Here is a 14065-nt window from a genome sequence, read left to right on the forward strand (position 1 = left end):
GTATTTCGCCTTCTATACCCTTTGCATGTTCCCCCCGGCACAGGTTTCATGATGCTTACGGCGATCGTCGTGTGCCGATGTCGATTGTCGTCCACGCCCATCCCGACGCGGCCAACGGCATGCCCTTTTGGCCGTTTGGTCTAACGGTCCTCGGGCTCACTCCTTCGGCCATACACTCCTTCTAGACTGGATCACGCCGCCAGGCGCGGAGGACCCGTTCGCCCTGTATTGCCGCACCGAGCGAGATTTTTTCCCCGCGTCATGTTGGCGGCCCATCACGGGATCGGCTTGACGAAGCGGTTTGCCTTCGCCGCCTCCTTCATGTCCTTCCGCCGGAAGTAGATCGCGCGCCCGCAGCGGATCGGGCTGTGCCCCTGGACGATGATGATCTGTTCGTCCTTTCGCATCGAGTGGGTGATTTCGTGCGGCATGATCAGCGGTCGCCGCTGGTAATTGACGCTCTCTGATTTGCGCGAGGCGCCGTTCTTCGTATCCCAGCCAATATTGCGGGAGCTTCCCTTCACCTCCACCGTCATCTCACCGCATTGCGCCGAGACATTGCGCGCCGTGTCGAACGCCTTGATCGCGGCATAGGAGGCCAAGGCGCAGCCATCAATCCATGACGTTGCGCCATCCCTCCCGAAATGCCGCTCCAACTGCCCGAGGGATTGGTACATCAGCATAATGCTGATGCCGTACTTGCGGCCGCGGTCGCGTGCCTCCTCAAGGACGCGCATGTAGCCGAGGAGATCGACCTCATCGAGCATGAAGAGTGCCCGGCGCTGGAAGGCACCATCGGCCTGGACCATGGCATTGATCAGCGAGCCGATGATGACGCGGCCGATTCCTGGATAGGAGCGCAGGATCGTTGCCGGGATATTCAGAAACACGTCCTTCTTGGCTGTAACGATGTCGCTCGACTTGAAGGCGCTGCCGCAGACGAGCGCGGCGTAACTGTCGAGCGACAGCCACTGCGTGTCTTTCGAGGCGGTCGAATAGACGCCGCTGAACGTCTGCTCGGTCATGTTGGTGAAGACACCGAGCGTTTCGCGGATGAAGGCAGAGTGCGAGTGCTCCTGAACGTCGCGCAGCATGGCGAGCACCGAGGGCTCAGGTTCCGAGACGATTTGCCGGAGACTGCGTAAGTTGCGCCGCCCCTCAAAGTCCGGCGAGAGCATGACGTGGGCAAGCAAGCCTGTCAGTAGATTGTGTGCCTGGTTCTGGAAGTAGGCGCCGCTCGAGCTTTCGAAGCGAGCGCTTTCCGACAGCAGCATATGCGCAAGGCCGACAATATCCTCTTCTTGTCTCTTCGACGCCTCGATCCCGTCGAGCACATTAAATCCCATAATCGGGTTCGTTGGATCGAGCACCATCACCTCGCGCCCAAGGACGCGGCTTCGGTGCTCGACTACCATCGGCGCGACCTCGGTCGAAGGGTCGAGGCAGATCAGTGGTCCGGTATAGCGCAGCGCCGTCGGAACAACGTTGCTCGTCGTTTTGTAGCCACCTGACCCGGCGAAGAAGAGCATATGGGTGGAGTCGAAGTCCTGCTTGTAAGTGAGCAAAGGGGCTTTGCCCCCCTGTCCCCAAGTACTGCGATCATTTGGATCGAAGGGCAGTCCATGAACGATATCCTTGTCGACGCGGTAGCGCTCACCGACAACGATCTCGCCCTCCGGCGAAAACAACTTTCCGGCGGCCGACATTGGCAGCCAGTCCGCGTCGCCGAACGTGCCGCGCTTGGCGCGCTTCACCGGCTCGGGCACGACGGTGGAAATGCGCGCGGCCACCGCCGCCGCCACGAAACCAGCGACTGCACTGAAAACGGCGACCATATCGAGATAGGAAAGGGCACGGTCCCATGTCACCACTCTGCTCTCCACGGACGGGGCGAGCCGGCCGAACTCCCGCAGCGCGTAAAAACCGGCGACCGCCAGAAAGCAGACCAGGCTCGCCATCGCGACCGGCCTTCGCCGGTGCAATGGCAGCGCCCAGACGCTCAACAGTCCTGCCAGTGGTCCGAACAGAAGCGCCGGCACAGGAGAAGCGCGTAGGAACCAATATTCCGCTTTCCCGGATAGGCCGCCGGCGAGTGTTGGCCAGCGCCAGCCGACCACATAGACGGCGACAGCCGTTACTGCGATAGGCACCAGGACGAGCAACAGGCTCGGATGCGGTTTTGCTCGCACGGTCATTCGGTCGCCTCCGGGATGCGTGTCGAATCACCGTCAAGCGCCGGTGCCTTGAACGCTTCCTCGCCGATATCGCGCAACCGCCGATGCTCCGATGAGCTTGGATCAAGCCTCGCCAGTTCGAGTAGACCGCCGAGCAGAAACGCCCGGTCGGCCTTCGTAAGACCCGCCCTGACGACGATGCCGCCGAGTAAAAACTTCTCGCGCGCCTCGCGTTTGCGATCAGCTGTCATGAGAAACCTCCGCCGACGTTCCAGTCCCGCCAGCTGCTGGTCTACGCGGCGAAGTAGATACGCCGGCAGTGCCCCTCTTTTCCTCCTTTCGAAATCGCGCGGCGATCTCTCCGAAAATCCGATCGACCTCCTCGTCAGCGATCTCCATTTCCGCCAGCCCCGATTTCGTTGCCGCGCGCGCAAAGCGTTCGGAGGACTTTGCGATCATCACGCGTCTGCGCTCGCGTAGCTTCTCGATCTGGGCGTCGATGTCAGCGATCGATGATTTTGCGGCCATTCCGATGTCCTTTCCGGGTTCGAACAATCTCAAGGGGCGGATTATACTATCTAGAACACGATAGTTAAATAGGCTAGCCTGCAACCGAGAAGGCGGCATCGGCCCTGGCGGGCCGATCGGTTTGAGGGCGCAATATACGTCGCTGGCGCGACGTGCTTGGACGATCGGAGACAGCCGTGGCGATCATGTTCGTCAGAGCGCAGGTGATCGGCAGGGGAGCGGGACGCAGCATCGTCTCGGCCGCCGCCTATCGCCATCGCACCCGGATGATGGACGAGCAGGCTGGGACGTCCTTTAGCTATCGCGGCGAATCGCGGGAACTGGTGCATGAGGAACTGGCGTTGCCGGACGATATCCCGACCTGGCTGAAGACTGCGATCAAAGGGCAATCGGTCGGCAAGGCAATTGAGGCGCTCTGGAATGTGGTGGATGCCTTCGAGACGAGGGTCGACGCCCAGCTTGCGCGTGAGCTGATTATCGCCCTGCCGGAGGAGCTGACGCGGGCGGAGAACATCTCACTTGTCCGTGAATTTGTCCGCGACAATCTGACGTCGAAGGGAATGGTGGCTGATTGGGTTTATCATGAAAAGGACGGCAATCCCCACATCCATCTTATGACCCCGCTGCGTCCCCTGACCGAAGAAGGGTTCGGGCCGAAGAAGGTGCCGGTGCTTGGCGAAGACGGCGAGCCGCTGCGCGTCGCCACGCCGGAGCGGCCGAACGGCAAGATCGTCTACAAGCTCTGGGCCGGCGACAAGGAAACGATGAAGGCCTGGAAGATCGCCTGGGCGGAGACCGCCAATCGGCATCTGGTGCTTGCCGGCCACGAGATCCGCCTCGACGGTCGCTCTTATGCCGAGCAGGGTCTCGATGGGATTGCGCAAAAGCATCTCGGACCGGAAAAGGCGGCGCTCGCCCGCAAGGGCGTCGCGATGTATTTTGCGCCGGCCGATCTCGCCCGCCGGCAAGAGATGGCCGACCGGTTGCTGATCGAGCCGGCGCTTCTGTTAAAGCAGCTTGGCAACGAACGCTCCACCTTCGACGAGAAGGATATTGCCAAGGCGCTGCACCGCTATGTCGACGATCCCGTCGACTTCACCAATATCCGGGCCCGGCTGATGGCGTCGGACGAGTTGGTCATGCTGAGTCCGCAGCAGCTTGACGCTGAAACCGGCAAGGCGTCGGAGCCGGCGGTGTTCACGACACGGGAGATCCTGCGTCTCGAATATGCCATGGCAGAGTCCGCCCGAGTGTTGTCAAAGCGCAGGGGCTTCGCCGTCTCCAACGCGCAGGTCGCCGCAGCCGTCCGAAGCATCGAAACGGCTGATACCGAAAAGCCTTTCAAGCTCGATGCGGAACAGGTCGATGCCGTTCGCCACGTCACCGGCGACAATGCGATCGCCGCCGTCGTTGGGCTCGCCGGCGCCGGCAAGTCGACGCTGCTTGCCGCCGCACGCCACGCCTGGGAGAGCGGGAACCGGCGGGTCTTCGGTGCGGCGCTGGCCGGCAAGGCGGCCGAAGGGATTGAGGACAGTTCCGGCATCAGGTCGCGCACGCTGGCATCCTGGGAACTGGCCTGGGCGAGCGGGCGCGATCTGCTCCAGCGTGATGACGTGCTGGTCATCGACGAGGCCGGCATGGTGTCGTCGCAGCAGATGGCGCGCGTCCTGAAAGCGGTGGAAGACTCCGGCGCGAAAGCGGTGCTGGTCGGCGACGCCATGCAGCTGCAGCCGATCCAGGCGGGTGCCGCGTTCCGGGCGATTTCAGAGCGCGTCGGCTTTGCCGAACTGGCCGGCGTGCGGCGGCAGCGCGATGCGTGGGCGCGCGATGCCTCTCGACTGTTCGCCCGCGGTAAGATCGAAGAGGGCCTCGATACCTATGCGCGGCATGGCCGTATTGTCGCGGCGGAAACGCGTGACGAAATCGTCGACCGCATCGTTGCCGACTGGGCCGATGCGCGCGAACAGGCGCTCGAGAACTCTGTCTCCGGCGGAAATGAAGTTCGGCTTCGCGGCGACGAGCTTCTGGTACTCGCCCACACCAACGACGACGTCCGGAAGCTGAACGAGGCCCTGCGGAGCGTGATGGTGGAGAAGGGCGCGCTGACAGGGGCGCGCGCGGTCCAGACGGCGCGAGGCTTGCGCGAATTTGCCGCCGGCGACCGCATCATCTTCCTCGAGAACGCCCGTTTCGTGGAGCCACGCGCGCGGCGTCTTGGTCCGCAATACGTCAAGAACGGCATGCTCGGCACGGTCGTTTCCACCGGCGACAGACGCGGCGATGCGTTGCTGTCGGTCCGACTCGACAATGGCCGTGACATTGTCATCAGCAAGGACAGCTATCGCAACGTCGATCATGGATATGCCACGACCATTCATAAATCGCAGGGCGCCACCGTCGACCGAACCTTTGTGCTCGCCACCGGCATGATGGACCAGCATCTGACCTATGTGGCGATGACCAGACATCGCGACCGCGCCGATCTCTATGCGGCGACAGAGGACTTCGAGGCGAGGCCGGAATGGAGTCGTAAGCCGCGCGTCGATCATGCCGCCGGCGTCACCGGCGAACTGGTCGAAGAAGGGATGGCGAAGTTGCGACCCACAGACGAGGATGCGGACGAAAGTCCCTATGCCGACATCCGGACGGACGACGGAACCGTCCATCGGCTCTGGGGCGTCAGCCTGCCGAAGGCGCTCGAGGCGGCGGGCGTCGCTGAAGGCGATACGGTGACGCTGCGAAAGGACGGCGTCGACAAGGTCAAGGTCAGGGTGCCCGTCGTCGATAAGGAGACGGGCCAAAAGCGTTTCGAGGAACGGGAAGTCGATCGCAATGTCTGGACCGTCAGGCAGATCGAAACCGCAGACGCCCGCCGGGAGCGGATCGAGCGCGAGAGCCGCCGGCCGGAGCTGTTCAGTGAGCTTGTCGAGCGTCTCGGACGATCCGGCGCCAAGACGACGACGCTCGATTTCGAGAGCGAGGCCGGGTACTGGCCGCATGCAAAAGACTTCGCGCGGCGGCGCGGCATCGACACGGTCGCCGAGGTCGCGGCGGAAATAGAGGAGGGCGTTTCGCGGCGGCTGGCGTGGCTTATCGAAAAGAGGGCGCAGGTGGCCAAGCTCTGGGAGAGGGCGAGCGTTGCGCTCGGATTTGCGATCGAGCGCCAACGGCGCGTTTCCTACAGCGAGGAACGGACGGAATCTCTCTCGGCCCCAATCCCGTTGGTTGGGAAATATCTGATCCCGCCCACCACGAAATTCTTCCGCAGTGTCGAGGAGGACGCACGACTTGCTCAGCCCTCCTCCGAACGCTGGAAGGAGCGCGAGGCCATCCTGCGCCCGGTGCTGGCGAAAATCTATCGCGACCCTGATGGCGCGCTATCGACGCTTAATGCACTGGCGTCGGACGCCGCCATCGAACCCCGCAAGCTTGCCGACGATCTCGGCAAAGCACCGGACCGGCTTGGCCGACTTCGCGGGTCGGACCACATGGTTGACGGCCGGGCGGCTCGCGACGAGCGCGGCGTCGCCATGGTGTCCCTCCACGAATTGCTGCCCTTGGCCCGCGCCCATGCGACCGAGTTCCGCAGGAATGCCGCACGGTTCCGTGAGCGCGAGCAGACGCGGCGCGCCCATATGTCCCTGGCGGTCCCGGCGCTGTCGAAGCAGGCCACGGCGCGCCTCGCCGAAATCGAGGCGGTGCGCAAGCAAGGGGGTTACGACGCCTGGAAGAGCGCCTTTGCCTTCGCCGCCGAGGATCGCTCGCTCGTGCAGGAGGTGAAGGCAGTGAGCGACGCGCTGACCGCCCGCTTCGGCTGGAGCGCCTTCACGCCGAAGGCCGACGCGATTGTCGAACGCAACATCGCCGAACGCATGCCGGACGATCTCACCGATGAACGGCGGGGGAAGCTGACGCGGCTCTTTGAGGTTGTCCGTCGCTTCGCTGAAGAACAGCATCTTGCCGAGAGGAAGGACCGTTCGAAGATCATTGCCGGTGCAAGTGTCGAGTTCGGGAAGGAGGATAAAGCCGTGCTGCCGATGCTCGCCGCCGTGACGGAATTCAGGACGCCGGTGGACGAGGAGGCGGGCCCACGCGCGCTTTCCGCGCCGCACTATCGTCACAATCGCGCTGCGCTCGCCGAGATCGCCAAGCGCATCTGGCGCGATCCGGCCCGCGCCGTCGACAGAATAGAGGCGCTGATCGTCAAGGGTTTTGCGGCTGAGCGGATCGTCGCGGCCGTGGCTAACGACCCAGCCGCCTATGGTGCGCTGCGCGGTTCGGAACGCCTGATCGACCGCATGCTCGCATCCGGCCGGGAACGCAAAGAGGCTTTGCGGGCCGTATCCGAGGCGTCCGTCTTTTTGCGCTCGCTCGGCGCGGCTCACGTCAGTGCCATCGACTCGGAGCGCCAGGCCATCACGGAAGAACGACGCCGCATGGCGGTCGCCATTCCAGGATTGTCACAGGCAGCCGAAGACGCGCTGCGGCGGTTGGCAGCGGAGATGAAGAAGAAGGACGGCAAGCTCGACGTGGCCGCCGGCGCGCTTGCTCCAGCCGTCGCCCGAGAGTTCGCCGCGGTCAGCCGGGCGCTCGATGAACGCTTTGGCCGCAACGCCATCCTGCGCGGCGAGACGGACGCCATCAATCGCGTGCCGCCGCCGCACCGCCGTGCCTTCGAGGCAATGCAGGACAGGCTGAAGATCATGCAGGAGACCGTCCGCATGCAGGCGAGCCAGCAAATCATATCGGAGCGTCAGCAGCGCATCGTCGATCGCGCGCGCGGCGAACCACCCTATTGAAATTTGATCGAGCATGGCAGGTGGAACAACCGCGCTTCATCTTGATCGGCGGCCAACCGGATACTGAGCGACCACCCGCATCGTCGCCGACGATCTTCGCTCCTATCATTCCTGGAAGGCCGGAGCTATCGCTGGATCGCCCCCAATCTGGTCATCAGCAAGTATACGACTGCTCATATCGTCAAACGAGATGGGGGCGAATGAGGTGGTTGCCCAGACTTTCCGCCATTCGGCGACCAAATGCTAAGGGCCGTGATGGGGAACGCGGCCTTTTGCCTTGCTCATTTGAACGAGCAAGTTGCGCCAGAATCGGTCATCTTGGCATTCTATCCTGAGAAAAAACGCACGAGTTCACGTGTCAGTTCAACCGGTGCCTCTTCCGCCATGTGGTGGCCACAGTCGATCCCGGCTCCGGTAACCGCCAATTCCGCCCATGGCTGCCATACAGCCAAGACGTCGCCGTAGAGGTCCTCGAGATCGTCTTTAGCAGACCAGATTACATGCAGGGGGCAAATTAGCTTTCTACCAGCATTTCGGTCATCACGATCATGAAGATGATCAACGTGGATGCCTGCTCTGTAGTCGCCGAGCATACCCCTCACTGTCGCAGCGTCCTGAATCGCAGAAAAGAAATCAACGAAATTCTCGCTCCCCATCGAAGCCTCTGCGCCGCCGTACCATTCAGACGGATTGGCAAGTATAGCCTGTTCAGGTTTGTCCCGCTGAGCAAAAAAGAACCAGTGCCACCAATGGGAGGCAAAACGGGCATCGCATCGCTCCAAGGCCTCCAAAATGGGGACCCCGTCCAGTATGGCCAACTTTTTCACCCTCGCCGGATGATCCATCGCTGTACGAAATGCGGTGTAGCTGCCTCGGTCATGGCCCGCTAAGAAGAACTCATCGAACCCCAGATGTTCCATGAGAGCGACGCAATCGCGTGCCTTCGCGCGTTTAGACGAGGCCTCGTAGTCGTGCGGGTCCGAAGGTTTACCGGACTTACCAAACCCTCTTAGATCCGGGCACACAACTGTGAACTGCCTAGCGAGTGCTGGCGCAACTTTATACCAAGTCGTGTGCGTCCGGGGATGCCCATGCAGAAGAAGAAGCGGTGGACCGGAGCCCCCGTGACGCACCCTTAGAGTCGTCTCTGGTACTCTGATCATTTCTAACTGAAAATTTTCGAACATCGTCCCCCCAATCGGCAGTTGGTTGAAAGAACGATACCATCCTGTCCACAGTTCCATAGATGTCGGCTTCGGGCCGATTTGCGCCGTAGCGCGAGCAAATTCGGATGCTGCAACGGGTCGCTCCCGGTCGCTGATCAGAAACTGTCGTGCGACTGCTTCTGGACAAACGAGGACGTACACGGTGCTTGCGTGAACCTCGGCTCCCCCCAAAGAGGACGCTTGGCTCGGGGTGAGCATCGCTTCACCTTCAGACGATTCCCAAGGCGGAGGCGCTCCGAGACGGGTGAGCCTCGCCTCCATGCACGCGGGGCGCTGGCGCAGTCAGCGAATCCACTCGTTCCAGCGCTGCAACATCATCGCAGCATTGGCGTTGATCCACTCCGCGTCGGGAAGGATGACGTGATCCCGAACGTCGTCACCTTGCGGCATCGTCTTGCGCGCCTCATCCGACATCATCGAGATCGCATCGCTGCTCGGGGGCGTGCAGGAGAGAGCTTCGCACGCTTTGGCCTGCGCCGCGGGAGAGTCCAGCCAGAAGGCCATTAGCTTCAGCGCGTTGTCACGATGCGGCGCGCCCTTCAGCAGCGCTATCCGGTCGCCGACGAGGAAGGCGGCCTTGTAGGACCAGTCGATCGGCAGCCCCTCATTCTGCATCGCCTTTGCGCGCGTCAACCAGATCTGCCCGAGCGAGTACTCGCCATTGCGAAACCCTTGCACGCTCTGATCGCCCGTCTTCCACCACAGCGTGACGGAAGGCCTGATCTTGTCGAGCTTAGCCAACGCGCGATCGATGTCGAGCGGAAATAATTCGTCGCGCTTAACACCATCGGCGAGCAGTGCGGCCGCCATGACGCGCCAGGGATCATCGAAGTTCGGAAATGCGCGTTCGCCCGGAAATTTCCCTGTGTCCCACATATCGGCCCATGTTGCGGGAACTGGTTCTCCGGGTTTTCCGGTTCTGTAAGCCAACAGCGTAGCCGTGGATTGCAGCAGGGCCCCGCCAGCGGAGCATGCATTAGCGCTGAGGTCCTCGCGATCGGCAAATTGGCGGCAGAACTCCGTCAGATCCTCTGTCACTTCGCGATGCGCCTTTGAGGCGGCCTGGATCTCGCCGTCGAGATAGAGGTCCCAGTTGACGTTTCCCGTTTTCACCATGGCCGCAGCCTTGGCGCGCATTTCGGCGTTCGTCGCCGCGACGGTGACCACCTCGATGCCAGTAGCCTTCGTGAATGGATCGAACCAGGCCTCCCTTAGAGCCTTGTCATAAGCGCCGCCGGTCGACGCGATGATGACTTGCTCGCCGGCAAATGTCGGAAGCGACAAGGCTATCAAGGATAGAAATCCAGCGACAGTCGGCTTCATCACTGCTGTGGAACGTGAGAGGAGAGACGTCATGAAAGAATCCTTTGTTAATCCAGATGCTGAGAAGTGGGAGTCCTCGGTTTCACGAGCGAGGCTTACGGGCGTTCAGCAGGTGAACCGTGCCCATGAGCAGGAGGGAAGTGGCGACGAGCACGGTCGAGACCGCGGCAATGACCGGCGTCAGGTTGAAATCGATATCCTCGAACATCTTGCGCCCGATCGATTTACCACCGATGTCGGATATGAAGAACGCGACGGTCGCTTCATCGAATGAGGCGAGAAAGGCGAACACGGCCGCCGCTGAGACACCTGGGACGATGTTCGGCAGAACGACCAGGAAGAATGCCTGCAGCCTGTTGGCCCCGCAGTTCAACGCCGCCAGCTCGAGCGTCGGATCGACGCGCTGCAGCGACGCCGTGACGGTAATGATCACATAGGGGATTGCCAACACGGTGTGCGCGATGAGGAATCCGAAAAAGCTGCCGGTGAGCTGCAGGGGCGAGAAGGCGAGGTAGAGCGCCACGCCCAGGATGATGTGGGGAACAATCATCGGCCCGAGCGCAAGCGCCTGCAATGTGGATCTGAACGGAAGGCATCCTCGCACAATCGCGAGCGCCGCCATGATTCCCACGACAGTCGCTGTCGCGGTTGTCGCCAGGGCGATCTTAAGACTGAACCACGTCGCTGCCATCCAGTCCGGATCATTGAAATAGGCGCTGTACCATTTGAGTGTCAGCCCCTGGGGCGGGAACTCGATATGGTCAGTTTCGCTCAGCGACATCGGTAGCACGATCAGCGTCGGCAACAGCAGGAAGAAGAGAATACATCCGATCCCCGCACCGATGGCAATGATCCCCGCCGCCCTCGAATAGCCGCGGATCGTCGGAGAAGCGAAGATATCCATGACCGTAGGAATCCGGCCCGGCATCTGTGCGTGATCAATAGACACTGTTCAATCCCTTGCTGAGCGATAGCGTCCTGCGGAACAGGAGAACAAAAAGGAGCGTAACGGCGAGGAGTACGGTCGAAAGTGCTGCCGCGAACGGCCAATCGAGCAGGACTGTTGTCTGCTGGCCGATGAGCGTCGCCATCAGCATCGAGCCGGGCCCACCAACCAGCGCCGGGGTGATGTAGAAGCCGAGCGCCAGTACGAAACACATGACGCTGCCGGCAAAAACACCCGGCAGACTGAGCGGAAGCGTTACGGCGACGAAGGTACGGATGGGCCCGGCGCCGAGATTGCGGGCGGCACGCACGTAGTCTGGGGGCAATGCGCGCAGTGCCGAATAAATCGGCAGGATCATGAAGGGCATCAGCACATGCGTCATCGCGAGGATGACCGCGCCCTGGGTATAGATCAGCTTTAACGGCCCTTCCGTAACCCCCGTATCGACGAGCAGCTTGTTGATGATGCCGTTGCGTTGGAGAAGGACGACCCACGCATAGGAGCGGATGAGTACGGAAGTCCACAAGGGGATGAAGACGCAGGCGGCGATCGCCATTGCCAAGCCCCTGCTCAGCCGCGCCATCATGTAGGCGACGGGAAAACCCAACAGCAGGCTCGCAAGCGTCACGACAAGGGCGACCTCGATCGTGCTGAAGAGAACGTCGAGATGAAGCGACTCGGTAAAAATACGCCGATAGTGGCTGAGTGTTCCCCCGGAAAAGCTCAGCGCGATCAGCCGCGCGACCGGATACAGGAACCCGGTCAGCAGGACCGCGAGGAGGGGCGTGACCAATGCCATGGAGGCGGTGGGCGAATAAAAGCGCGCGGAGCTCGACCGGCGGAATGTCAATGAGGATGAGAGTGATGCAAGTGAACGCGTCATGCGGCGCACCTCTCCGCTATGGAAAAGACGTGCGCGGCTGCGCCGTCAAGGACGATGTCCACGGCGTCGTCTCTTTGGAATGGCATGACGCAGTCAGCAGCGACCTGTACCTGCAGGCTTGCTTCCGGCCGATCGGCTAGGCGGACGAGAAAGATGTATGTCGAACCGATGAACACAGCGGCATCGATGACGCCCGGCAGCGCGTCGGCGCCACCATCGCCGCGCTTCGCAAGACGCATTCGTTCTGGACGGATTGCCACACGCAGAGCCGTTCCGGCATCATATTTGCGCGTGCGCTCGCTTGCCGCAGAACGGAGGTTGAGCACCGTTCTCTCCGATAAACGAACAACCGTTTGCTCAGCCGTGCAGTCGAGGCAATCGCCATCAATAAAATTCATCCGGCCGATGAAGTCCGCGACGAACTCCGTCTTCGGCTGCCGGTAGAGCTCCGTCGGCGTACCCATCTGCATCAAGCGACCGTCGGACATTATGGCGACGCGATCCGACATCGTCAGCGCTTCGTCCTGATCATGGGTTACGTAGACGACCGTGGCACCAAGTCGCTCCTGCAGACGTTTGATCTCGAATTGCATCGCCTCTCGCAATTTCTTGTCGAGGGCGCCAAGTGGTTCATCCATCAGAAGGACGGGCGGCTCAAAGGCCAAAGCCCGCGCCACGGCGACCCGTTGCTGTTGGCCACCGGAAAGCTGGTTGGGATAGCGCTCCGCGTAGCCGGAGAGCTGAACGAGTTCCAGCATCTCCTCGACGCGCTGCAGGATCGCGGTCTTCTGCATCCGCCCACGCATCCTGAGCGGAAATGCGATGTTCTGGTGGATCGTCAGGTGCGGAAAAAGCGCGTATTTCTGGAACACCATTCCGATGTTCCGGTGATTTGGCGCAAGGAAAGTCACGTCCTGGCCACCGATGGCGATCCTGCCGGCGCTCGGAGCCTCAAAGCCGGCTATCATTGTCAAGGCTGTTGTCTTGCCGGAGCCGGACGGCCCTAACAGCGAGACAAATTCCCCGGCTGCGACGTCGAGCGACAGCTCGCGAAGCGCAAGGGCTTCGCCGTATCGCTTTTGAAGTCCCGCAAGGGACAGAGATTGACCGATCAAATCCGCCTTTCCTTTCAGCTGTTGGACGCTCTTCGGCGTCTTCCCCTGGATACGGCCGTTTCCGGCCGCAATGAAAAGCCTTCCTCCGACCCGGGACGAGTCAGGGCGATGCGCTTATTGCCGAGGTTCTGGTGCCCCGCGGGCCGCTTGTCGCCGGCCCGCGTGACGGAGCATGTGAAAGCTGCTAATAGCCGCTGGCGCGACAAAAGCTTTGCAAAACCTTCACACTTCATTTTTGTTGCATCAAAAATTCACAGTGTCAACCGATCGAGAGAGCAAAATGGCGGACAATGCAACCGAATCGCCAGATCTTGAGAGAGCCTCGAAACGGCTGGGGAATGCCGCCTATCGGGAAATGAAGGAGCGCATCATCCGTGGCGTCTATCTGCCAGGCCACAAGTTGACGGTGCGCGCAGTCGCCCAAGACCTCGATGTCAGCACAACGCCCGCGCGCGATGCGATCAATCGTCTGACGAGCGAAGGCGCGCTTGTTTACACCGGGCCGAAGACGGTTGTCGTCCCAATTCTCGACGCGGCCGACCTTCGCGAGATAACGCTCACTCGCCTGGCGCTTGAGGGGCTGGCTTCCGAACAAGCCGCCCAGCACGGAACGCCGGCAGACGTGGTAGAACTAGTGTCCTTACAAGAGCTTATCAATTCCGCCCTCGACGAAAAGCGCTATGCGGAAGCGCTGTGGCACAACAAGGAATTCCACTTTACGATCTACCGTCTCTCGGGTCTTCCCCAGCTCGTTTCGATGATCGAAAGCCTGTGGCTGAGGATTGGGCCGTCCTTGCACAATCTCTACCCAGAGTTTGCCGAGGAGAAATACGGTGTTCGCAACCACGAGATTGCGATGGAGGCTCTCGCGGAGCGTGACGCGGCAAGCCTCAGGGCGGCGATGGAAAATGATATTCGTGATGGATATCGACGGCTGAAGCGGGCCTCTCTGGAGAGGGGTGCGGGCTCCTTGGCTTAAGATTTTGTTGTATGGACTTGACGGGCTGCATTTTTGTTGCAACAAAATTGTGAAGCTCGTGCAAAGCGAGCGGTGGATTTCTCACCTCAGGA

10 protein-coding genes are annotated in these 14065 nt (G+C 61.3%); 2 read left to right on the forward strand and 8 right to left on the reverse strand.

From position 1 onward, the window contains the following. Positions 1–275: 275 nt before the first annotated feature. The 3 genes from traG to BHD07_RS30965 are packed head-to-tail and all read right to left on the reverse strand — an operon-like array spanning position 276 to position 2702. The gene (gene traG / locus BHD07_RS30955) at positions 276–2195 is read right to left on the reverse strand and encodes a Ti-type conjugative transfer system protein TraG (RefSeq protein WP_338284222.1); all 1920 of its coding nucleotides are present in this window, start codon (positions 2193–2195) and stop codon (positions 276–278) included. Then, complete coding sequence (locus BHD07_RS30960) at positions 2192–2425, reverse strand: conjugal transfer protein TraD (protein ID WP_338284223.1); 234 nt, start codon at positions 2423–2425, stop codon at positions 2192–2194. The genes traG and BHD07_RS30960 overlap by 4 nt, the downstream gene beginning before the upstream one ends. Beyond that, positions 2415–2702 (reverse strand): TraC family protein, encoded by a 288-nt coding sequence (locus BHD07_RS30965; RefSeq protein WP_338284224.1) that lies wholly within the window; start codon positions 2700–2702, stop codon positions 2415–2417. The genes BHD07_RS30960 and BHD07_RS30965 overlap by 11 nt, the downstream gene beginning before the upstream one ends. 176 nt (positions 2703–2878) lie before the next feature. Between BHD07_RS30965 and traA the strand changes: the two genes are divergently transcribed. Further along, positions 2879–7501, forward strand: coding sequence for a Ti-type conjugative transfer relaxase TraA (gene traA / locus BHD07_RS30970; protein WP_338284225.1), 4623 nt, complete (start codon positions 2879–2881; stop codon positions 7499–7501). A gap of 326 nt (positions 7502–7827) precedes the next feature. Here the strand turns inward: traA and BHD07_RS30975 are convergent, their stop codons facing one another. The 5 genes from BHD07_RS30975 to BHD07_RS30995 all read right to left on the reverse strand — a co-directional run bounded on the left by BHD07_RS30975 (position 7828) and on the right by BHD07_RS30995 (position 12994). Further along, positions 7828–8688 carry an alpha/beta fold hydrolase gene (locus tag BHD07_RS30975; protein ID WP_338284260.1) on the reverse strand — a complete coding sequence of 287 codons (861 nt, stop codon included), beginning with the start codon at positions 8686–8688 and terminating at the stop codon, positions 7828–7830. A gap of 321 nt (positions 8689–9009) precedes the next feature. After that, positions 9010–10083: an ABC transporter substrate-binding protein gene (locus BHD07_RS30980; protein WP_102762290.1), complete on the reverse strand. Its 1074-nt coding sequence runs from the start codon at positions 10081–10083 to the stop codon at positions 9010–9012. Positions 10084–10132: 49 nt separating this feature from the next. Continuing rightward, positions 10133–10954 carry an ABC transporter permease gene (locus BHD07_RS30985; RefSeq protein ID WP_338284226.1) on the reverse strand — a complete coding sequence of 274 codons (822 nt, stop codon included), beginning with the start codon at positions 10952–10954 and terminating at the stop codon, positions 10133–10135. 34 nt (positions 10955–10988) lie between these two features. Continuing rightward, positions 10989–11879 (reverse strand): ABC transporter permease, encoded by an 891-nt coding sequence (locus BHD07_RS30990; protein WP_338284227.1) that lies wholly within the window; start codon positions 11877–11879, stop codon positions 10989–10991. Next, on the reverse strand, positions 11876–12994 hold the full coding sequence (locus BHD07_RS30995; RefSeq protein WP_338284228.1) for an ABC transporter ATP-binding protein: 1119 nt from the start codon (positions 12992–12994) through the stop codon (positions 11876–11878). Before BHD07_RS30995 ends, BHD07_RS30990 begins: the two co-directional genes overlap by 4 nt. Before the next feature lie 280 nt (positions 12995–13274). Here BHD07_RS30995 and BHD07_RS31000 point away from each other — a divergent pair, with 280 nt between their 5' ends. Next, positions 13275–13973 (forward strand): GntR family transcriptional regulator, encoded by a 699-nt coding sequence (locus BHD07_RS31000; RefSeq protein ID WP_338284229.1) that lies wholly within the window; start codon positions 13275–13277, stop codon positions 13971–13973. Positions 13974–14065: the final 92 nt, after the last annotated feature.

The organism is Sinorhizobium sp. KGO-5 (genome assembly GCF_036245905.1).
GTDB classification, from domain to species: Bacteria; Pseudomonadota; Alphaproteobacteria; order Rhizobiales; family Rhizobiaceae; genus Sinorhizobium; species Sinorhizobium meliloti_A.